The sequence below is a fragment of the Leucogemmata humicola genome, assembly GCF_055379415.1.
The window spans coordinates 2,178,418-2,198,750 of the sequence record NZ_AP040875.1; the positions used below are offsets into that span (position 1 = coordinate 2,178,418).

The window sequence follows — 20,333 nt, forward strand, 5'->3', positions numbered from 1 at the left end:
TTACGCCGAACGCTCCGTCGATCGTCGATCGCCGGCCGAGTGCAGATCCACGGCCAGCGATTCGATGCGTCGGCCATCCATTTCGCGAACTGTGAACACCGCGCCACCGGCCGTGACGCGGTCGCCCACGACCGGTAGGCGTCCAAGCGCGCCAAAGACGAAGCCACCCACCGTGGTGTAGTTGTCGTCGGGAACGCTCAGGCTAAAGCGTTCGTTCAGTTCGCCAACGTTGGTGTTGCCAGGTACGATCACCAGGTCCGCGCCTTCGCGCTCGGTCTGCTCCGGCGGCTCGTCGTACTCGTCGAGAATTTCGCCGACGATCTCTTCGAGCAGATCTTCCATCGTGACCAAGCCCGCCGTACCACCGTACTCGTCGAGCACAATCGCCATGTGCTCCTTCAATCGTTTGAAGTCTGCGAGCACCTCTTCGACTTCGCGCGAACCAGGGACGACGTGTACTGGTCGCATGATCGACGTGAGGGCGAAGGCCGGACCGTCGGACGGACGCGCTTTGTGCAGAACCGGGATGAGGTCCTTGGCGAGGATCAGGCCGACGATGTTGTCGATCGTGTCCTCGTACACGGGATAGCGCGATCGGCCGCTCTCCTCGACGAGCGCGAGCGTCTCATCCAATGTCGCGTCCACCGAGAGCGCGTCGATGTCGGTGCGCGGAGTCATGACCTCTCGCGCGTTTTTCTCCGAGAACTCGAATACACCTTCGAGCAGCGTGGCGTCGTTGGTCTCGAGCACGCCGCTCTCCTCGCTCTGTTCTACCAGAATTCGCAGCTCGTCCGGCGAATGCAGCGACTCCTCGAGCGGCTGCGGCTTCTGTCCAAACGCCCGAAGCACCAGCTCCGACGATTTATTCAGCGTGACCGCGAACGGGCGCATGATCCATTCGAAGACGAACAACGGCGGCACCAACCAGCGCGCGACCCGTTCGGGGTAGGTGAGCGCCATCGACCGCGGCGCCAACTCGCCGAACACCACGTGGAAGTACGTCACGAACGCGATGGCGAATACGGAGCCGAGCGCAACGCGCACGGACAGTTCGATCGCGAAGGGAAGTCGGGTGACGAGATGCGAGAAGTAGTCGCTGAGTGTCTCCTCGGTCAGCGCTCCTAGAGCGAGCGAGGCGAGCGTGATCCCCAGCTGACTGGCGGAGAGCATTCGCGCCAGGTTGCTCGTCGCCTTGATGACGAGGCGCGCCATGCCGTCGCCGCCGCGCACCATTGATTCCAGCCGCGTCCGCCGCGAGCGAACCAGCGCGAACTCGGCTGCCACGAAATAGGCGTTCAGCAGCAAAAGAACTACGATGACCGCGATTCGTCCGAGCACGAAGGAAACTTAGGGTACCAAGACGTTCCGTCTAGGCGCGTGACCGATGACGGTCGGCCATTTGCTTAGTACCTTCCGATCCGTATGGCGCATAATCACGCCGGCCACTCGCACTCGCACGGTCATTCCCACGGGCACTCGCACTCCCATGGCTTGGGAGCGCACGCGCATCCGCACGGGGCAGATCACACGCGCTCGACGCGAGCCCTGACGTGGGCCCTCATCCTCACGGCGTTCATTCTCGTCGTCGAGGCTGTTGGCGGGTGGATGTCGAACTCGTTGGCGTTGCTCGCCGACGCCGGCCACGTGCTGACCGACGCAGGAGCACTCGGCCTTTCGCTCTTCGTGGCTTGGCTCGCCAAGCAGCCTGGCTCGAGCGCCAAGACCTTCGGCTATCTCCGTTGGGAGATCCTGGCCGCGTTGATCAACGGCGCCACACTGCTTGGCATTTCGCTCTGGATCGTGTTCGAAGCCATCATGCGCTTCAGGCATCCCGAGCCCGTGGCCGGGTCGACGATGCTCATTGCAGCGACGCTCGGCCTGATCGTGAATGGTATCGCCGTCTGGCTGCTCCATGGCGTCCGCGAGGGGAGCCTCAACGTTCGCGGCGCGTATCTGCACGTGCTGGGTGACATGCTCGCGTCGGGCGGTACGGTCGTCGCCGCGCTGTTGATTCGCACGACCGGCTGGCTTCGCGCCGACCCCATCGCGTCGCTGGTCACGACGGTTCTCATCGTTCTTGGCGCGTGGCAGCTCGTTCGTGAATCAGTCGACGTGCTGCTCGAAGCGTCTCCCGCACACATTCCGCCCGATGAAGTGCGCACGAAGCTCGAGTCGATTCCGAACGTGGAGTCGATTCACGATCTCCATGTCTGGACGGTGACGTCAGGTATGGTCGCGATGAGCGCGCACGCCGTGGTCCGTGAAACGGAGCAGCACCAGACGGTGCTCGAAAAAGCGCACGATGTGCTGACGGAAATGGGGATTCAGCACTGCACGATTCAGATCGAGCGTCAGGAGATGTTCGAGCGCGAGCAGCATCGGCATCCTTGAAGGGCGCGTGCGGCGTGCGGTGTGACGGCGCCCGGGGGAAAAGCAACAGCGCACAGGGGTCCCGTCCCGTGCGCTGCGATCTCACAACAAAAAGGCGAGTCGACGTCGCTCAAGAAGAGCGAATCGGCTCGCTAAGTTCGGGTGTCCATCCGGGACTGTCCGTCTAGAGACTCTCGCGAGTCGGACACGAGGGATCCGCCTCCGTTGAGCTCTCCGCGGGCCTTTGCGTATTCGTCCCTCTCGGCGTAACCATACCCGCCGAGTACCTCTCCGCCGCGCATGTAGTCATGCCCGTAGCCGCGCCCGTGCGGATAATTTTCGAGCGCTGCCTCCTCGGATTGATTCATGGAGCCACCTCCTGCGTTTGGCGTGTTGGGACCATTGGCCAACATTCCAGGTGCAATCACCTCAATTGGCATTGTGGGTGCCTTGTAGCTGTGACGCAAGGGTTACTTCAGTACAGGCCTGAGTCCGGTAGGGTTGGCTTGTATGCGTTTTGGCCGCCCTGCTATACTTCAAGGCTATGCAAATCCGTAACATTGCCATCATTGCGCACGTCGATCACGGGAAGACGACCCTCGTCGACAAGATGCTCCGTCAGGCGGGCGCATTTCGAGATAATCAGGTGGTCCAGGAGCGAGTGATGGACTCCAACCCGCTCGAGCGTGAGCGCGGTATCACCATTCTCGCCAAGAACACCTCCGTGCGTTGGCACGGAACGAAGATCAACATCGTCGACACACCAGGGCACGCCGATTTCGGCGGCGAGGTGGAGCGCATCCTGCGCATGGTGGACGGTGTGTTGCTCGTGGTCGATGCTTTCGATGGTCCGATGCCGCAAACGCGCTTCGTGCTGCGTAAGGCGCTCGCCCTCGGCCGCACGCCGATCATCGTCATCAACAAGATCGATCGTCCGGGCGCGGATCCGCTGCGCGTCCATGACGAAGTGCTCGATCTCTTCATCGAGCTCGAAGCCGACGAGTCGCAGCTCGAGGCGCCGGTCGTCTACGTCTCTGCGCGCGACGGTGTCTCGACGCTCGATCTCGACCAGCCGCTGCAGGATCTGACGCCGCTGTACGACACGATCGTCAAATCCGTTCCGCAGGCGCCGAGCGACTCCGAGAGTCCGTTTCAGATGTTGATCTCGACGATCGATCACTCGCCGTACCTTGGACGTCTCGGCATCGGCCGAATCGAGCGAGGCACGGCGCACGTGGGCGACGTGATCGCGCTGCTGCCGCTCGACCCGAATCAGAAGGCCGAGCAAGCGCGCATCACCAAGCTGTTCGCGTTCGAAGGCCTGGAGCGCATCGAGGTGCCGCAGGCGGTCGCTGGAGAGATCGTGGCACTCGCGGGTCTCGAGGGCGTCGAGATTGGGTTGACGATCACGGATCTCGAGCATCAGGAGCGCCTCGAGGGCATCGCGGTCGAAGAGCCGACGATCTCGGTCGACTTCATCGTCAACAACTCTCCCTTCGCCGGCAAGGAAGGGAAGTACGTGACGTCGCGTCAGGTGCGCGAGCGGTTGTACAAGGAGCTCGAGCGAAACGTGGCGCTGCGGGTCGAGGATACGGATTCGACGGATACGTGGACTGTATCGGGCCGCGGCGAACTGCACCTCACGATCCTCATGGAGACCATGCGGCGCGAGGGGTTCGAGTTCCAGGTGTCGCGTCCGCGCGTGATCACGCGCGAGGGACCGAACGGTGAACGCACCGAGCCCTACGAGGAACTGTCGATCGACGTGCCTGAGGAATACCTCGGCAAGGTGATCGAGGAGATCGGTCCTCGCCGCGGTGAGATGTTGGAGATGAAGAACCCGGGTCAGGGGTTGGTGCGTTTGTTGTATCGCATCCCGGCGCGCGGATTATTTGGGTACCGGTCGGAGTTTTTGACTGATACACGCGGCACGGGAATCATGCACCATCGTTTCCTGGACTACGGTCCGTGGGCTGGCCCGCTGGCTGGAAGGATTCGTGGCTCGCTGGTGTCCATGGAGGGAGGCACGATCGTCGCGTTCGCGCTGTTCACGTTGCAGGACCGGTCGACGCTGTTCGTGCAGCCGGGCGATGACGTGTACGAGGGCATGGTGGTCGGCGAGAATTCTCGGCCGGGCGATATGGACGTGAATCCGACGCGCGAGAAGAAGCTGTCGAACATGCGCAGCAAGGGGACCGACGAGAACATTCAACTCGAGCCGCCCCGGGAGTTGACTCTGGAAGCCGCCCTTGAGTATATCGAGGACGATGAACTGATCGAGGTGACGCCGAAGACGATTCGGTTGCGGAAGCGATTCTTGAGCACCTCGGACCGGAAGCGGCAGTCACGTGAAGCAAAGCGTGAACGCGTATCGGGTTGATTGCGTAGTAGGTTTTGCGGGGCGTGTTGCAGTATCTCTCTCGATGGAATCACCTCAAAAGCTCTGCAAGGAGAACCGAGCAATGTCGGCCATGTTCGAGTCGTCCGATCGATTGTCGCTGTCACCAGCGCGCGATGATGACGATCTCGACGACGAGCCCCTCGACGATGAGGATGTCGACGAGGAGGACGAGGACTTGGATGAAGATGAAGATGTCGACTTCGACGATGATGACGACGACGACGATCTCGACGACGACCTCGACGATGATGATGACGAGGAAGACGACGAGGACGAAGACGACGAAGACGACGACGATGATGAGGACAAGGAATCGGACGAGTTTGACGATGAGCTCGTCGACTTAGACGATCAGTATGACGACACGGACGAGGAGGATCGTCCGGGTCGTCCTGGGCGCTACGAGGAGTAGTCGCGCGAATCCGCGTCTATTGGCGCGTGATGAGGCGTGTGTGAAACGCGAGCGTTCTGCGCGACGCGAACAATTTTGATTTGCGTCGCGCCAAGCCTTGATATCGGAAGTGCGTTCGCTATACTTCGCGTTCCCCCGCCAAGGGGGAAGTCGAAGTTTTGTTTGACTTTAGTGCTGTTTGAAAATCGAGTGTGTGATCGTGTAGTGGCTCTCGTTGATCCGTTGTTCTCGTGAGCAACGGGGAGAGATCAATTCACGAATTCATTGATTCCGGATGCTGTCGTCAGACAGTGTCTGATGACAGCGTTTGGAGAGCTATTTCAAACACTCTTGGAGAGTTTGATCCTGGCTCAGGACGAACGCTGGCGGCGTGCTTAACACATGCAAGTCACGGGGGCCCGCAAGGGCAACCGGCGAACGGGTGCGTAACACGTGAGCAACCTACCTCGATGTGGGGGATAGCCGGCCCAACGGCCGGGTAATACCGCATACGATCGTGACGGGGAGTCCCGTTACGAGGAAACCTCCGGGGCATTGAGAGGGGCTCGCGGCCTATCAGCTAGTTGGCGAGGTAACGGCTCACCAAGGCGACGACGGGTAGCTGGTCTGAGAGGATGGCCAGCCACATTGGGACTGAGAGACGGCCCAGACTCCTACGGGAGGCAGCAGTGGGGAATCTTGCGCAATGGCCGAAAGGCTGACGCAGCGACGCCGCGTGTGGGATGAAGCATTTCGGTGTGTAAACCACTGTTGCCCGGGACGAACAGCTTCTTTCGAGGAGCCTGACGGTACCGGGTGAGGAAGCACCGGCTAACTCCGTGCCAGCAGCCGCGGTAATACGGAGGGTGCGAGCGTTGTCCGGAATCACTGGGCGTAAAGGGCGCGTAGGCGGCCCGGCAAGTCAACGGTGAAAGCTTGGGGCTCAACTCCGAGTCGGCCGTCGATACTTCCGGGCTTGAGCACTGTAGAGGCAGGTGGAATTCCGGGTGTAGCGGTGGAATGCGTAGAGATCCGGAAGAACACCGGTGGCGAAGGCGGCCTGCTGGGCAGTAGCTGACGCTGAGGCGCGACAGCGTGGGGAGCAAACAGGATTAGATACCCTGGTAGTCCACGCCGTAAACGATGGGCACTAGGTGCTTGGGGGAGCGACCCCCTGAGTGCCGGCGCTAACGCATTAAGTGCCCCGCCTGGGGAGTACGGCCGCAAGGCTGAAACTCAAAGGAATTGACGGGGGCCCGCACAAGCGGTGGAGCATGTGGTTTAATTCGACGCAACGCGAAGAACCTTACCTAGGCTTGACATGCATGGGAAAGCCCTGAGAAACCAGGGCCCCTCTTCGGAGTCCATGCACAGGTGCTGCATGGCTGTCGTCAGCTCGTGTCGTGAGATGTTGGGTTAAGTCCCGCAACGAGCGCAACCCCCGTTTCTAGTTGCCAGCGAGTAAAGTCGGGGACTCTAGAAAGACTGCCGGTGCCAAACCGGAGGAAGGTGGGGATGACGTCAAGTCATCATGGTCCTTACGTCTAGGGCTACACACGTGCTACAATGATCGGTACAGAGGGTTGCCAACTCGCGAGAGTGCGCCAATCCCAGAAAGCCGATCTCAGTGCGGATTGGAGGCTGCAACTCGCCTCCATGAAGCTGGAATCGCTAGTAATCGTGGATCAGCTACGCCACGGTGAATACGTTCCCGGGCCTTGTACACACCGCCCGTCACGCCATGGAAGCTGTGAGCGCCCGAAGTCCGTGTCGAAACCCGCAAGGGATCAAGCGGCCGAAGGCGAGCGCAGTGACTGGGGCGAAGTCGTAACAAGGTAGCCGTAGGGGAACCTGCGGCTGGATCACCTCCTTAACGGATCGCGAGTAAGCTCCAAGACTTCGGTCTCCGTGAGCGGAAAGCGTTCGTAAGTCGCAGCCACTACGCGGACACACACTCGATTGCTCTTTTTCGCAGGCCCGGCGCGCTCACGCGTGCCGGGCCTGCGTTGCATTTACCCGGTGCATGCGTCAAAGTCCTTGTAAGGCCAACTCCTCCACCACGACCTCGCCCCGGCCCAGCCCACACTCCCACACCACGACCTCACTCGTGAGTCTGTGAGTCCCGACGTGCCCCGCTTGCCCCGTCTGCGCCGACCGCCCGTCGTCTCCCTCTTCGCCGCCCTCTCCATCGCAGCCGTCGGCTTCGCCGCGACGACTGCCAACGCCGGCGCACGACTCGCCGCCGATCAGCCTCCCGCGCCAGCCGCACCCGCAACCCGCCGGCAGGCCACGGGACGCATCGAAGGCATGGTCGAGATCTCCAGCGCGCTCACCGCACGACGACCGCAATTCCGGCCGTACTCCGACCCAGGCTCAGGAGTCACACCCGGCGCAACTCCACGCGATCCGGTCGCCGAGGAGGCGCGCAACGTCATCCTCTATCTCGAGGGTGATACCACACGCCTCCCAGGTTCGCCCGCTCGCGTCGAGACCCGCCGACACGGTTCGATCACCCAGCGCGACCAACGATTCGTCCCACACGTTCTCGCAGTCATGCAGGGCGCGACGGTCGAATTCCCGAATCAAGACGACATTTTTCACAACGTCTTTTCGCTGTCGGTGGCCGCAGGCTCGGGCGGATTCGACCTTGGACGCTATCCCAAAGGCTCCTCACGCACGTGGACCTTTCCGCGGCCGGGAACCGTTCAGGTGTTCTGCCACATTCATTCTGACATGAGTGCCATCGTGCTCGTGTTGGCGAATCCGTTCTTCGCGTCTCCCGACGAGGGGCACCGCTTCGTCATCGACGACGTGCCCGAAGGCGACTACACGATCGTCGGCTGGCACGAACGCATCAAACCAATTTCCCGCCGTGTGCATGTCGGCGCCGGGCAAACGACCGTCGTCGACTTCAACATCCCGCTGCCTCAGGGCGGCCCGCGCTAATGCCCGCGCTCGCGCCGCTGTCCACGCGGCTGCGTCGTAGCTCGCTCGGCGTAAAGCTCGCCGCGCTCGGCGCCGCGGTTACCGCGGCCGTAGTCGTCGTCACGTTCTGGGGACTCAGCCTGGAGACGCGCCGAAACACCGAACTCGTGTTCGCTCGGCAACTCGAACGCAATCAGCGCACGTTGCACCAGCTCCAGGATAGAAGCGCGCGCGAGATGCTCATCACGGCGCGGCTCATCTCCAAGGCGCCCAATTTTCAGTATTCTCTAAAAACTTTCCAGCTCGAAGCGAATCGCGGACAGGCACCGTCGGCCGCTTACGTGCGCGAGATCCAGGACCAGCTCGGCCAACTCGCACTAGACGTCGATGCCGACCTGTTGGTGGCTACCGATGATTCCGGTCGAGTGGTCGCCACCGTTGGTCCGCGCGCGCCGGCCGTGCCGCGTGGAACACGACTCGGCGCGCTACGCGCCATGCAGCGCGCGCTCGATCCGAATGTGCCGGCCGACTCCGGCGGCCTGGCGGTGCTGCGCATCGCGTCAGGCTACCTGCAGGTCGCGGTGTACCCGCTCGTGCAAGACGGATTCACGATTGGAGCGCTCGTGATGGGCGAGCCGCTCGATTCTGTCGTTGCTCGCGCCCGCGCGTCGTCCGACGCCGATGTATTGCTCGTCGCGGGAAATACTGCAGTGGCGTTCAATGACAGCACGCTCGCGCGTCCGGAGGTCGCGGCGTATCTCGCCCCGCACGCCAAGGATGCTCGTGCGTCGACCGTGCGGTTGGGGAACGAAGACTTCGTCGCCATGGCGCTGCCGCTGGGTGAGACGCAGAACGGCGAGCCCGTCAGGCTCTGGATGCTGCAACCGCTCACGCAACGCGTGGCCGCGCTCGTCGAGCCGCTTCGGCGCGAGTTCGTGATCTTTGGTGCGTTGGCGATGCTGATCGCCGCGCTTGGATCCGCGCTCGTTGCGCGTACGGTGCTGGGGCCATTCACCCGCTTCGTTCGATACATGCGATCGGGCGCCGCTACCGAACAGCGGCAGGATCCATTCAACGCCGAGAATGAAGCGGCTGAAGTGCGAACGCTCAATGCGTCGTTCAACCAGCTCATGGATTCGTTGGCGGTCAAGCGGCGCGCGATCGAAGAGCGCACGGCAGCGTTAGCGGCCGCGAACGTGGTGCTCACCGATGAGATCAGCGAGCGCACGCGCGTCGAGGCGGCGTTGCGCGAGAGCGAAGCGCAACTCCGTCAGTCGCAGAAGCTCGAGGCGATCGGAACGCTCGCCGGAGGCATTGCCCACGATTTCAATAATCTCATCACGGTCATTTCTGGCTACACGCAGTTGGCGTTGATGCGTGCCGACAAGAACAGTCCGGCCGCCGACGACCTTCGTCAGGTGATCGACGCGTCCGATCGTGCGGCGAACCTCACGCATCAACTCCTTGCGTTCAGTCGCAAGCAGGTCCTGCAGCCGACAGTCCTCGACCTTGGCGACGTGGTGAGCGGCATCAGCCCGATGCTGCGCCGCATCATTGGCGAGCACATTCAGCTCGATATCGAAAGCGACGAGGCACTCTCGCGCGTGCGCGCCGACCGCGGGCAGATCGAGCAGGTGCTGCTCAATCTCGCCGTGAATGCGCGCGATGCGATGACCGGCGGTGGATCGTTGACCATCGCCACGGCGAACATCGGTGTGAATGCCGGTGACGCTTCTGACCGCGGTGCGATGCCTGGTGTCTCACTCGTGGTTCGCGACACCGGTACGGGAATGTCGGACGAAGTGAAGGAGCGCATCTTCGAACCGTTCTTCACGACCAAGGAAGTCGGGAAGGGAACAGGACTCGGACTGTCGATGGTGTACGGCATCGTGAACCAGTCGGGCGGTACGATCGCGGTCGATAGCGCGGTCGGACAGGGTACGACATTCACAATCACGCTTCCGGCAGCGGAAACTGCGGCTGGCGTGGCGACAGATTCCATCGGCGACACCGAGCTTCCGAACGGCACAGAAACGATCCTGCTCGTCGAGGATGCTGAAGATGTACGCATTCTCGCGCGTCGCACGCTCGAGGAACGCGGCTACAATGTGCTGGCCGCGCGCAACGCGGCCGAGGCGTTGGAGATTTCCGCAGTCGGCGACATCGACCTGTTGCTCACCGACATCGTCATGCCGCAGATGAGCGGACCAGAACTCGTCGCCGAGTATCTCGCGACGCGTCCATCGACGCTGGTGATATACATGTCGGGATACGCCGACGATGCGCTCGCGCGATACGAGCTCGATCCGTCGAGCGTGTTTCTTCGCAAGCCATTCTCGCCGGCGTTGCTTGCGCGCACCGTGCGCGGCGCGCTCGACGCGTGGCAAGCTGCCTCCACACAAACCACAGGGTCGAGCCATGCGGCTGACTAATCGCGCTGCGAGAGTTCTCGCAACACTTGCTGTGGCTGCCGGCGCGTCGGTCGCCGGTGTGCGGCAAGCCGCCGCTCAGTTCCCCGTTCCCGTGCTCGTGGAAGGGCTGACCGACTGGGAGTTCTGGTCAACGACGGCGAAGTCGAACCTGCTGACGCGAAATGCCGGGAAGTGGGAAGGGATTGCGAGTGCACAGCTCTGGGGCGCGATCGAACCGCTGCCCGGCCTCGTGTTCTACGGACAGGGGGAGTTCGCGGGGGCGGGCATCAATTCGGCGACGCGCTCCTTCGATGCCTATGCCGACCAGTTCGGCGCTCGATACATCTTTGGACAGGCCTTCGTGGTCGACGCGGGAAAACTTCAGCCCATCGTCGGCACGTTCGCGGCGCGTCGCTTTTCCAATCGCAATCCGCTCATCGGCGCGCCCGACGGCTACTCGCTCGAGTACCCACTCGGTGTCGAGCTGTCGGGCGAGTTGCAGCATGTCGACTATCGTGCGGCGCTCGTGAGTCTGCCGTCGTCGCACGAGGGCTACGTTCCCGCGGCGACGCCACGACTTCGTCCGGCAATCGGCCTTGGTGTGACGCCGTTCGTCGGCTTTCGCATTGGCGGTTCGTTCACGGCGGGCTCGTATCTCAACAACAGCTATACGCCGGCACAGCTGCAGAACAAACCGTGGTCGGACTACAACCAACGCGTCATCGCGCTCGATGTGTCGTTCGCGCGCGGGTATCTGGAGACACACGCAGAGGCGGCGCGTGGATCGTACGACGTGCCAGGTCGCGCGCACGAGGTGATGGGCTACACGTACTATGGCGAAGCCAAGTATACGCTGACGCCTCGATTCTTCGTGGCCACGCGAGTGGAGCGGAACAAGTATCCGTTCATTCGCGCGTTCGGCGCGAACTGGGTGGGTCGGTTAACGGACTTCGTAGACGGCGAGTTTGGCGTGGGGTACCGATTGGGGCAGACAACGCTGCTCAAGGCGTCGCTACGGGCGGATCAGTGGTGGATTGCGCCTGGGTCGACGTTCGCGGGGGATGGCGGTCCGGCGTTCGCGATGCAGGTATCGAAGTCGTTCGATGCGCTGAGCTGGTTTACTCGCGCGAAGTGAAGGGCGTCGATTGACCGAGCGGCGGGGTCTGGTTAACTTTTCAGACTCTGAAGGAGCCCGTAAGGGCCTGTAGCTCAGGTGGTTAGAGCGCACGCCTGATAAGCGTGAGGTCGGAGGTTCAACTCCTCCCAGGCCCACTTTCGCAAGTATAAACCCCGCTTGAGGCTACGGCCTTAAGCGGGGTTTTCCTTTGCCAGCTGGCGGGCAGGTGTGTCCGTTCAGTGTGTCCGTTGCGACTAGCCTGCCGCCGTCCGTCCCTCTGTGCGCGCCGCGAGCGCAGATCGCATCGTCGCCTCGTCAGGCCGCATGTAGCACTTCAGGATCGTGTTGTGATCCTTCCACCCGCCGAGACTGCACAAGTCGGCGAGCGGCGTTCGCTTCAGGTCGGTCGCGAATTTTCGTCGCAGGGAATGCCAGCCCCGGCCTGGAATGCGCTGCAGCTTTGCGAGCTTCTCCAACTTCTGCCAGGCGTCTCGTAGTACGTCCCGCCGAACGGGTCGCTCTGCATCCGTCGGTGAAGGGAAAACCCAGCCGTCTCCGATGCGGCCAGCATCTTTCTGTGCTGCTCGGAACTCCTCGCCCGCGTCCTTGAGTGCCTTCGAAGCCGCCTGCGAGAGGGGAACGGTGTGCTCAACGCCGATCTTGTCGAACTCCGCTCGCCACGTCATCAGTCCCTTCTCTACGTCGACATCACTCCATCGGAGCCGACCAACAGCCGAACAACGGTGGCCGGTTTCGTGCGCGAGGAGCAAGTACAGCTCGACGTCCTTCCACGGCTTGTTTTGGTTCTCCTTCCCGTCCTTCGTCGGGGCCTTCGCGACTGCCGCTAACTGCTTCGCTGCGACAGTGAGACGGCCGAACTCGTCGTCAGTGACGACGGGACGCCTCGGATTGGCTTCGACGGGAATCGGGAAGCCCCTGAACGGGTTGCGTTCTAGCATTGGAACGCCCTTCACTCGAACCGTCTCGGCCCAGTTGCAGACGGCGAGGAGAAAGCGAAGGTCGTACTCAATCTGTCGATTCTTTACGCCAGCTTCGCCTTTGTCTTTTGCCTTGGCTGCTCTGCCGTCCGGTCTCACCGCACCACTTCGACGTCGTGAGATGTAACGGTCCCAATCGCGTCGGTCCAAGTCCTTCACGATGGCGCTCGTTCCCCAACATTTCTCGAAGAGCTTTCGTGTTCGCCGATCGTGTGCCTGCGTCGTCATCGCCTTCGTCGGCGTGACCTCACGTTCGTAGTTGTCAAACAGCGCACGCAGCGTGAGTTCCTCTGTGCGTCGCGGACTCTCGTTCTTCAGTAGCGCCGCCGCGAGTTCATTTGCTGCGATTTTGCCCTTCGTCAGGTCGTCGTGCCCCAGCGCAATGCGCTTCTTCGCGCCGACCTCGTCGCGGTACTCGACGTACAGAGTACCGTATTGCGGATGCGGGTAGAGCCGCACTCGATTGCGACCCTTCTCACCAGCGACATACGACTGTCGCTTCCGCTGTTTTGGGCTGTTCATCGTTCGCCTCCTGCTTGGCGGTTGATGACAGCTCGCGCAACCCGAGGATGGCATGTGCGAGCGCCAGCGTCCATTTGAGTAACGACGCCCCGGCGCGCAATTCCCTCACGGTATTCGTCGCCGCCGCCGGGTCGAACTGGATGGTCGGCGTCATAGCGGCTGGTGTTGCGGGTGTTGGCGTCATGGCGGGATTCCGGTGGTCTCGGAGGACGGGCGGTTGTTGATGTTGCAAGGGGACGTCGAGAAGGGCTGCCTACTGTCCGACGAAACGCGCGCGTGCGAGACACGCTCGTTCCAACGCGATGTAGGGCACGGTGGCATCAGATACCTCCGCCAATCGATAATGCAGGCGCCCTATCCTCGCGCCAGAACGTATCTGGAGCAACAGCCTCCGCAAGCGTCACCTGAAGACGCACTGGCGGGCCGCGCACCGATGTTGTAACGTTAAGCCCGACGTTCGATGGGCTTACTGTTACGGAGTCATATGCCGACGGGCTCGTATGTGGCGTACTTTCGCGTCTCGACGGCGCGGCAGGGCAGGAGCGGGCTGGGGCTCGAAGCCCAGCGTGCTTCCGTTCTCGACTACCTGAACGGCGGCAGATGGACCCTCAAAGCCGAGTTCACCGAGGTCGAGAGCGGCGGAAACGATGCGAGGCCGGAGTTGGCGAAGGCGCTCAAGGCGTGCCGCATCTACGGCGCTCGGCTCATCGTCGCGAAGCTCGATCGGTTGTCGCGCGACGCTCGCTTCCTGATGAACCTCAAGGCCGAAGGCGTCCGCTTCGTAATTGCAGAGATGCCGGAGGCGAACGAGCTCACGGTCGATCTGTTCGCCGTGCTCGCCGAACACGAACGCCGCGTGATCTCGGAGCGAACGAGGGCCGCGCTAACTGCGGCCAAGCGCCGCGGCGTCCAGCTTGGTGGCCATCGGGAGCGAATCAGCGCCGCGGCAGCAAAGCGTGGCTCGGCCCAGAGTGCGCGACTGCGCTCCGAGCGCGCGCAGCTCGATGCCGAAGCGTTCGCCGATACGATCCGTGATCTGCGCGACGACATGGTGACGACGCTGCGAGGGATAGCGAGGGCACTGAACGACCGCGGGATGCCTGCGCCGCGGGGAGGGGAATGGACGGCGATGCAGGTCTCGCGACTTCTCGGGCGACTCGACCAAAAGCCGCAATAGATCCCGACGGTTCGAGACCATCCCCAATCCCGTGCCCAGGGAAGAGCCCCCCCTTATTTCTGACGCCCCGCCTCGCAGTGCGACGGTACCGGACGAAGGCGTCGCCGCTCATCGGTCCAACCCGTCTATTGTCCCCGCGATCACGCACCGCGTGTATGGACAAATAAGCGTTCTCTAACTATATTTAATGCATGCTACGAGAAAGTTGCGCTGCGGCGCGCCCGCGGTTCTCACCCCGCGTCGGTTTCTCGTCGGCCATCCACCGGCAGTACTCGGATCTCACAATGCTCAGCGTAATCCGCTTCGTGGGGCGAGCCGCGCGCGTCCCCTTTTTTTTCACCGGCGGTCTTGTCGCTCTGTCGTAGGATGCCGGGCGCACCCATGCGCGCGCGCGTCTTGCGAGCTCTCGCCGCCCGTGCCGAACGCGAACTCGGTCCTACCGCAACGATCGTCGACTACGCCTGCTCGTTCGTCGCTGCAGGTGGACGGATAGGACAACTGGCTCTGCTCATTTCTCAGGACCTCGGAGAGCCGGTCAGCCGCCCGTTCGTGAGCGGCATCCTTAACAACGACAGCGATGACGCGAAGGGTCGGATCGCAACAGCGCGCCGTGAGAGCGCCATTGCTCTCGTCGAAGAGGCCGCGCAGATCGCTGACGATGTCGAACCGAGTACCGCCGCAGTTCAAAAGGCGCGACTCCAAGTGGGCACGCGTCAATGGATGGCCGAGCGGTTCGCCCCCGACCAATTCGGGGCGAAGCCGGGAGTATCCATCGATCTCGGACAACTGATGCTGGAGGCCCTTCGCCAGCCTCCGCCGCCACGCCCGCCAGAACTTGATCGCGAGTCCCCTCTCCATCCCTAGGTTCACTTCGGCTCAGGATTGCGGAGATCGCGGTGGGTTGGTCACGAGACGAGGCTGTGCTGACTTCTAGTCGTTCTAGCTAGCCAGTACGATCACGACGTGATCGCCTGATAGGCAGCCTCGTCGACAGAACTGGACCAACGCTCGACGCTCTCGCTCATGAACACGCTATGCGTGATCGGTTTCCTCGCCGTGGTGGGCGGTTCTCGTTACACATCTAAAACGCACCGCCGAATACTCGGGTGGTGGCGAGCAGGGTCTCGAATTGTTCGGCGCAATCGGCGTCGAGGCGCTTCGACTTATGGAGCGTCCTGGCTGTTCTCGATGACTCCATTCCAGTCGAAGGGGACATGAACCAGTCCACTTCGCTCATCTACAAGGACACCCGGCGAAGGTGGTGGCACCGTTGGATCGAAAAGAAGCCTGACCTCCTCTTCGTCCATGTGTTTTGCATTCACGGTAGCCGCGCTGCGCGCCAGCCGCAGCCCCCGTGACTCAAGTCGGCTGAACACTCCATCAGGTGATTGCATCTCTGCGATGCGTTTCGCACTCACATAGTCAACCTCGAACAACCACGTTCGATGCATATACACCGGATCAGAAGGATTCATCAGGCGATCCAGCAGTTTTCCAACGCTTGTGGTAATCCGGACCGGTTCTCGTCCGTGCGCGAACGTGGACCAATCCTCGGGTTTCGCCCTAGAGCGGCGCGTCCAGCAAAGTGCGTGGAATCCTCGAACCAGGTTACCGAGATCAATTCGCAAACCAGTAACCGGGTCTGTTTCTGAGACGCCGGAGAGGGGATTCTCAAGGGGGTCTTTCCACATACCGGCGCTCGCCAACGGGAACGTCAAAACGTTGTCTGCAATGTCCCTGTCCAGAAACTCACGCTGAAAGATTCTGTGAATCTTCTTCTCAGGTTGTAGGTCGCAGGAGTTCCGCCTCCTGTATTCGCGGACCATGAGCTCCGAAGAGAAAGGGCAATCATTCGAGAAGAGCCGTTCGATTTGCTTTTCTGCACTAGCGAACGCTTCCCAATCGGGCACGTGTTATCTCCAGTTCAATGTTCGCGGCCACCGTCGCGCGGTGATTGGCTGCAGCATCGCATGCAGCTACTTGAGCGTTCTCTCGGGATCGCACGATTTCACGGCAATCCGCTTCCGGCACTCACTTCACAGCTTTCAGAGCTGTGAGCACCGCCGCTTTTGGTAGCCCTTTTAAGGCGTTTGCGACGTCGGGGTCGCTTAACAGGCTTTCAAGCCCCGTAGCGACGGCTTGCGCGTGCTCATCTTCAGCGAAGTACCGATCAGCGATTCGCGTACGAATCTCATGCTGCTCTCCCTCTGGGAGTGGGGCGAGATAGGGACCGAGAGCCGAGAGGTCCATCTCACGCCGCCGGTTCTTCCGAACCGTGTCTCTCGCGATCTTGGCTTGAGCCCCCGTATAACTGGCTAAGAGCGTGGCGATGACGGCGACCATCATTCTCGCACCGCCTATTCCCCAGTTCCATCCGTCCTTCAAGGCGGGAACGAACTCGAAGATCGCGCCGAAGAGCAGGGTGCTCATGACAACTACCGTCATCCCTTGCCAAATCCACATCTCAGATCTCGCTTCGTTCGCCGTCTTCTGGTATGACGACGTGACGCCGCGCTCGCCGATAAGACCTACTAGCTTATCGGCCTCTTTTCGTTGAGCCTCCAAAGCGGCAACTAATGCATTGGCGGTCTGTCGGAACTCCGAGTCAAGCATGAGCACCGTCGTGCGTGCCGCATCCTTGGCGCCGTTGACGGCTACATCCAGTGCCGCGAGCGCGTCGTTACCCTGCGTGGCGTTGCGCTCAAGGAGCGCCGTCGCGCTCTCTTTCAAACTCGCCACTTCGGTTGATAGAGCGGCTCTGGTGGCCGTGAATTCGGCGTCGAACATCTGCTGACGCTGTACCTGCATGGAATCGAACGTCTGCTGACGCTGCGCTTGCGACGTTTCAAACGTCTGCTGGTATTGGCCGATGACCCCATCGATACGCGCATCTGTGCTAGTGGCGCGCTGCTCCAAATTCGCCATTGCCGATGAGAACTGCTCGGCGCGCGTTTGGAACGTCGATAGCTGGTGCTGTGCGCTAACCGCTGACTTCTCGACTATTCGATGATAATCCTTGAATGCTCGACTCAGGGCCTGCGGGTTCGCTGCGAAAGGCTGCGGTATCTTGGCTAGCGTTGAAAGCACCGCATCCGCTTCGACGGCCGCGTTGCTCAGATACCCACCTCCGGCCCCGGCTGCGAAACTCGCTACGTGACTCGCGAGGTTATTCAGCTGCCCATACAGAATGTCGAGCGTCTGGTCCGATATCAACGCGGGGGGCGCGTCAGTAAGGACTTCCAGGGCGTACGCGCGGACAGCCGCAACGTGCGCGAGCTGCGAAACAGACGATGGATCGATGTCCGCTCGCGCGCTGGCTTGATCTAGCGGCGCTTGTAGAGACTCTAAAATCTGCAGAGCGGAGTGCTGTTGTACGCGTAGCGCCTGGTCTGTCATGTGCCGAATGAAGAGAATGGTGCAAGCCTTGGTCTGGGCGGCGTGCCAAACATACGGCCTCCTTGCTAGTCGCACTACTGAAACGCGGATAACGCGAGTTAGCGTCCGCGCCCGCAAGTGGCGTCGTATCAACTAGCCGCGATCAGGTCGTCGAAGTCGACCAACAAATCCGTGGTGTGGTACGCGGGGCACGGAATCCAATGGAGGCCGCGGGGCAGGGCAGCATGTCTGATCACGTAACCGCAGACGTAGTTCGTCAGCGCATCGACCGCTCCGACAGACTTGAGCTGGGCGTTCAGCCCACGCGCTGGATTCCGCCGACGCCACGCGGCACCGATTGCACGGATCTTCGCACCCAAGGGCCCAGCGAGAACGTGCGCATACTGCAGCGATAGTGTGGGCTTCAGGATCTCATCGCGTTCACGCAGGACGCGAAGGCCGCGGTACTCGCCGTGTCGCTGTACGTAGGCTGGCAGCTCGCGCTCAACGATCGCGCGGCCGCGAGGCAGGAGCGTCGCGGTGATGCGGTGCCGCGTTGGCTCTTGTGCTACCCAAGCGGCAGGAACGCGCAGTGCAGCCTGGCGAAGCGCATCGGCGCTGCCCATCACGCGGAACAGATCAGCGTAGGGCGTGGCAGCTCGAACCCAATCGGCAATCGAAACGGCGTGGCCGTTGGGTCGATCATAGAGCCCATGCAGCAGGGCGAGCTGCGAGTGGCCTAGAACGATCTGCCCGAACCGATTGACCGACTCCGGCCAAGCGCGTGCCTTGTGTCGCATAGCGCACCTTTCGCGTGTGAGAATCCCGTCTCATCGCGCACATGGGTCCAACGACATCCATCGCCGTTGGTCGGCTGGGCCACCGTTCTCCGATCTGGAGGTGACGGATTGGCGGGCGGTCGTCGAGCCGGTTCTCTCGCGCCCTCTTCATGTTGGCCGCCGAGACGGAGGCGGCCGACTACAGCGTCAATCTACGGCTTTCGCCCGGTGTCGCTACTCTTCGTCGTGAGGGTCGCAGCTCGTGAGGCGCGGAGACGCGCACAGAAGTCTCATCGGAGTTCTTCGACAGCTGGGCAGTGCAGCTCTATGTTTATGGTGTGCCCCTACCCAGCGAAACCATGGATATACGTCTTGGCAGCACCGTCGACGGCCCGGACGGCGGGAAGATCACCATCGATCGGTGGATCGGTGCTGGTGGATTCGGCGATGTCTTCGTCGGGATTGCATCTGACGGCACGCGCGTCGCGATCAAGACGATCTCCACAGGTGCGCTGAACGCCGATGCGTTGCGTACGTTGCAGAACGAGGCGAAACACGCGGTGGAGGTAGTGCACGGCAACGTCGTTCGTGTCCTCCACGCGAACGACGGTGAGGCCACGCCCGGGCAGCCACCGTATCTGGTGATGGAATTCGTGGACGGCGGGACTCTGAGGGACATGATCGCGAACCAGCGGACGGCCGCAAAGCAGTTCGAGCCGAACGAACTCCGCGCAATCTTCACGCAGGTCGCCGATGGCATGGCTGCGGTCAACGAGAAGCTGGTGCATCGCGATCTCAAGCCAGCCAACGTACTCGTCGCGAGCGGCGGCGCGTTGAAGATCACCGACTTTGGTCTGGCGAAGTTGGCCGATGCGGCAACGCGAACGGATACATTCAAGGGTTGGGGCACACGTGCGTATCAAGCCCCAGAGGCTTTCGAAGGCGGGCCCAATACTCCCGCGATGGATGTGTACGCGGGCGGCGTCATGTTCTTCGAGCTGGCGACGCTGGTGCTCCCAATCGAGCCAAAGGTTACCGACGTCGGGTCGATGGCGTGGCGCAACGCGCATTTGCTTACCGCGCCGAAAGACATTCGACGACTGCGACCCGATCTACCATCGGAAACCGTCCAGCTCATCCTCCAGATGCTGCAAAAGGACCCGGCGAGACGGCCGCGCTCCTTCGCTGAGATCTCCGAACGTCTGAGGAATGATGTTCCTGCCGGTCCCGGCCCAGACGTGCGTGCGCTTGTCAGCAAAGCCACCGCGACGCTCGTCGAGCGAACGGAGGCGGAGGCACGGGCCCGAGAGGAGCGCGAGCGCCGTCAGGAACGACTGGCGCTCTTGGAGATGGCTTTCAAGGAGCCGGTCGACGTGCTCACGTCGGTAGTCGATGCGTTCAACTCTGCGTCGGCGGTTGGCAAGCTCACCGTTCAGAGCTCTGCGCCCATGCGCGTCGAAGTACGGTCGCAACACTCGGCAATGCGACTCATTCTCGCTGGTTCGATTTGCGACGACATTGCGGCGCCACCGTTGGGTACTGCGCGCATCATCGCTGTAGCGGATCTGGTGCCCAACCCCAAGCCAGCGACGCGCGACGACTTCTTCCGACAGGACACGTTCGGAAGCTTCAACATGATCTACCGAGTGCAACGCGCTGAGGAGCGTTTTGGATCGTGGGAGCAGATCCGGTTCGAAATGAATCCATTTGTCCAGGAGACGGCATTCCCGCACTGGTTCGGACTCGAACTTCAAGACCTGCCGCGTCAACTCCAGGTTCTTCAGGCAATGGGACGTTTCCAGCACCGGCATCTGCCGCTCGACGACGGGTGGTTCAAGGCGTTGTTGGAGCAGATACTTTAGGCTCC

Annotated in this window: 15 protein-coding genes, 1 tRNA gene, 1 rRNA gene and 1 riboswitch; of the genes, 11 read left to right on the plus strand and 6 right to left on the minus strand. The window is 61.8% G+C overall.

The features are described 5' to 3' along the window. A complete protein-coding gene (locus AC6H4Z_RS09005; protein WP_497546422.1) occupies positions 1-1,338 on the minus strand; it encodes a hemolysin family protein in 1,338 nt (445 codons plus the stop codon). 84 nt (positions 1,339-1,422) lie between these two features. On the opposite strand from AC6H4Z_RS09005, the gene AC6H4Z_RS09010 reads away from it, so the two are divergent. The 8 genes from AC6H4Z_RS09010 (at position 1,423) to AC6H4Z_RS09045 (ending at position 11,770) form a co-directional block, all read left to right on the plus strand. After that, entirely contained in the window at positions 1,423-2,391 is a 969-nt protein-coding gene (locus AC6H4Z_RS09010; RefSeq protein WP_497546423.1) for a cation diffusion facilitator family transporter, read from the plus strand. Positions 2,392-2,914: 523 nt separating this feature from the next. Then, positions 2,915-4,750 (plus strand): translational GTPase TypA, encoded by a 1,836-nt coding sequence (gene typA, locus AC6H4Z_RS09015; RefSeq protein ID WP_497546424.1) that lies wholly within the window; start codon positions 2,915-2,917, stop codon positions 4,748-4,750. Positions 4,751-4,862: 112 nt separating this feature from the next. Continuing rightward, the gene (locus AC6H4Z_RS09020) at positions 4,863-5,183 is read left to right on the plus strand and encodes a hypothetical protein (protein WP_497546425.1); all 321 of its coding nucleotides are present in this window, start codon (positions 4,863-4,865) and stop codon (positions 5,181-5,183) included. A 327-nt stretch (positions 5,184-5,510) separates the two neighbouring features. Further along, positions 5,511-7,035 (plus strand): 16S ribosomal RNA (locus tag AC6H4Z_RS09025). 254 nt (positions 7,036-7,289) lie between these two features. Further along, positions 7,290-8,108 carry a cupredoxin domain-containing protein gene (locus AC6H4Z_RS09030; RefSeq protein ID WP_497546426.1) on the plus strand — a complete coding sequence of 273 codons (819 nt, stop codon included), beginning with the start codon at positions 7,290-7,292 and terminating at the stop codon, positions 8,106-8,108. Next, a complete protein-coding gene (locus tag AC6H4Z_RS09035) occupies positions 8,108-10,519 on the plus strand; it encodes a hybrid sensor histidine kinase/response regulator (RefSeq protein WP_497546427.1) in 2,412 nt (803 codons plus the stop codon). The genes AC6H4Z_RS09030 and AC6H4Z_RS09035 overlap by 1 nt, the downstream gene beginning before the upstream one ends. Further along, positions 10,506-11,633: a hypothetical protein gene (locus tag AC6H4Z_RS09040; protein WP_497546428.1), complete on the plus strand. Its 1,128-nt coding sequence runs from the start codon at positions 10,506-10,508 to the stop codon at positions 11,631-11,633. Before AC6H4Z_RS09035 ends, AC6H4Z_RS09040 begins: the two co-directional genes overlap by 14 nt. 63 nt (positions 11,634-11,696) lie before the next feature. Next, positions 11,697-11,770, plus strand: a tRNA-Ile gene (locus tag AC6H4Z_RS09045). 99 nt (positions 11,771-11,869) lie between these two features. Here AC6H4Z_RS09045 and AC6H4Z_RS09050 read toward each other — a convergent pair. Next, entirely contained in the window at positions 11,870-13,135 is a 1,266-nt protein-coding gene (locus tag AC6H4Z_RS09050) for a tyrosine-type recombinase/integrase (RefSeq protein WP_497546429.1), read from the minus strand. Next, a complete protein-coding gene (locus AC6H4Z_RS09055) occupies positions 13,089-13,319 on the minus strand; it encodes a hypothetical protein (RefSeq protein WP_497546430.1) in 231 nt (76 codons plus the stop codon). The genes AC6H4Z_RS09050 and AC6H4Z_RS09055 overlap by 47 nt, the downstream gene beginning before the upstream one ends. A 300-nt stretch (positions 13,320-13,619) precedes the next feature. On the opposite strand from AC6H4Z_RS09055, the gene AC6H4Z_RS09060 reads away from it, so the two are divergent. Together AC6H4Z_RS09060 and AC6H4Z_RS09065 are read left to right on the plus strand one after the other, a co-directional pair. Beyond that, entirely contained in the window at positions 13,620-14,312 is a 693-nt protein-coding gene (locus tag AC6H4Z_RS09060) for a recombinase family protein (protein WP_497546431.1), read from the plus strand. A 381-nt stretch (positions 14,313-14,693) separates the two neighbouring features. After that, a complete protein-coding gene (locus AC6H4Z_RS09065) occupies positions 14,694-15,176 on the plus strand; it encodes a terminase small subunit-like protein (protein ID WP_497546432.1) in 483 nt (160 codons plus the stop codon). Between the two features lie 299 nt (positions 15,177-15,475). On the opposite strand, the gene AC6H4Z_RS09070 is transcribed toward AC6H4Z_RS09065, so the two are convergent. The 3 genes from AC6H4Z_RS09070 to AC6H4Z_RS09080 form a co-directional block, all read right to left on the minus strand. After that, positions 15,476-16,222: a hypothetical protein gene (locus AC6H4Z_RS09070; RefSeq protein ID WP_497546433.1), complete on the minus strand. Its 747-nt coding sequence runs from the start codon at positions 16,220-16,222 to the stop codon at positions 15,476-15,478. Between the two features lie 121 nt (positions 16,223-16,343). Then, a complete protein-coding gene (locus AC6H4Z_RS09075) occupies positions 16,344-17,708 on the minus strand; it encodes a hypothetical protein (protein ID WP_497546434.1) in 1,365 nt (454 codons plus the stop codon). 128 nt (positions 17,709-17,836) lie between these two features. Then, complete coding sequence (locus AC6H4Z_RS09080; RefSeq protein ID WP_497546435.1) at positions 17,837-18,487, minus strand: hypothetical protein; 651 nt, start codon at positions 18,485-18,487, stop codon at positions 17,837-17,839. A 36-nt stretch (positions 18,488-18,523) separates the two neighbouring features. Beyond that, a riboswitch (SAM riboswitch) is annotated at positions 18,524-18,643 on the minus strand. Between the two features lie 182 nt (positions 18,644-18,825). Between AC6H4Z_RS09080 and AC6H4Z_RS09085 the strand changes: the two genes are divergently transcribed. After that, complete coding sequence (locus AC6H4Z_RS09085; RefSeq protein WP_497546436.1) at positions 18,826-20,328, plus strand: serine/threonine-protein kinase; 1,503 nt, start codon at positions 18,826-18,828, stop codon at positions 20,326-20,328. Positions 20,329-20,333 lie beyond the last annotated feature (5 nt).

Coding starts and splice junctions, on each gene's coding strand:
- AC6H4Z_RS09060 (WP_497546431.1), top strand. CDS start 13,620: ATGCCGACGGGCTCGTATGTGGCGTACTTTCGCGTCTCGACGGCGCGG.
- AC6H4Z_RS09050 (WP_497546429.1), bottom strand. CDS start 13,135: ATGAACAGCCCAAAACAGCGGAAGCGACAGTCGTATGTCGCTGGTGAG.
- AC6H4Z_RS09040 (WP_497546428.1), top strand. CDS start 10,506: ATGCGGCTGACTAATCGCGCTGCGAGAGTTCTCGCAACACTTGCTGTG.
- AC6H4Z_RS09075 (WP_497546434.1), bottom strand. CDS start 17,708: ATGACAGACCAGGCGCTACGCGTACAACAGCACTCCGCTCTGCAGATT.
- AC6H4Z_RS09010 (WP_497546423.1), top strand. CDS start 1,423: ATGGCGCATAATCACGCCGGCCACTCGCACTCGCACGGTCATTCCCAC.
- typA (WP_497546424.1), top strand. CDS start 2,915: ATGCAAATCCGTAACATTGCCATCATTGCGCACGTCGATCACGGGAAG.
- AC6H4Z_RS09080 (WP_497546435.1), bottom strand. CDS start 18,487: ATGCGACACAAGGCACGCGCTTGGCCGGAGTCGGTCAATCGGTTCGGG.
- AC6H4Z_RS09085 (WP_497546436.1), top strand. CDS start 18,826: ATGGATATACGTCTTGGCAGCACCGTCGACGGCCCGGACGGCGGGAAG.
- AC6H4Z_RS09065 (WP_497546432.1), top strand. CDS start 14,694: ATGCGCGCGCGCGTCTTGCGAGCTCTCGCCGCCCGTGCCGAACGCGAA.
- AC6H4Z_RS09055 (WP_497546430.1), bottom strand. CDS start 13,319: ATGACGCCAACACCCGCAACACCAGCCGCTATGACGCCGACCATCCAG.
- AC6H4Z_RS09035 (WP_497546427.1), top strand. CDS start 8,108: ATGCCCGCGCTCGCGCCGCTGTCCACGCGGCTGCGTCGTAGCTCGCTC.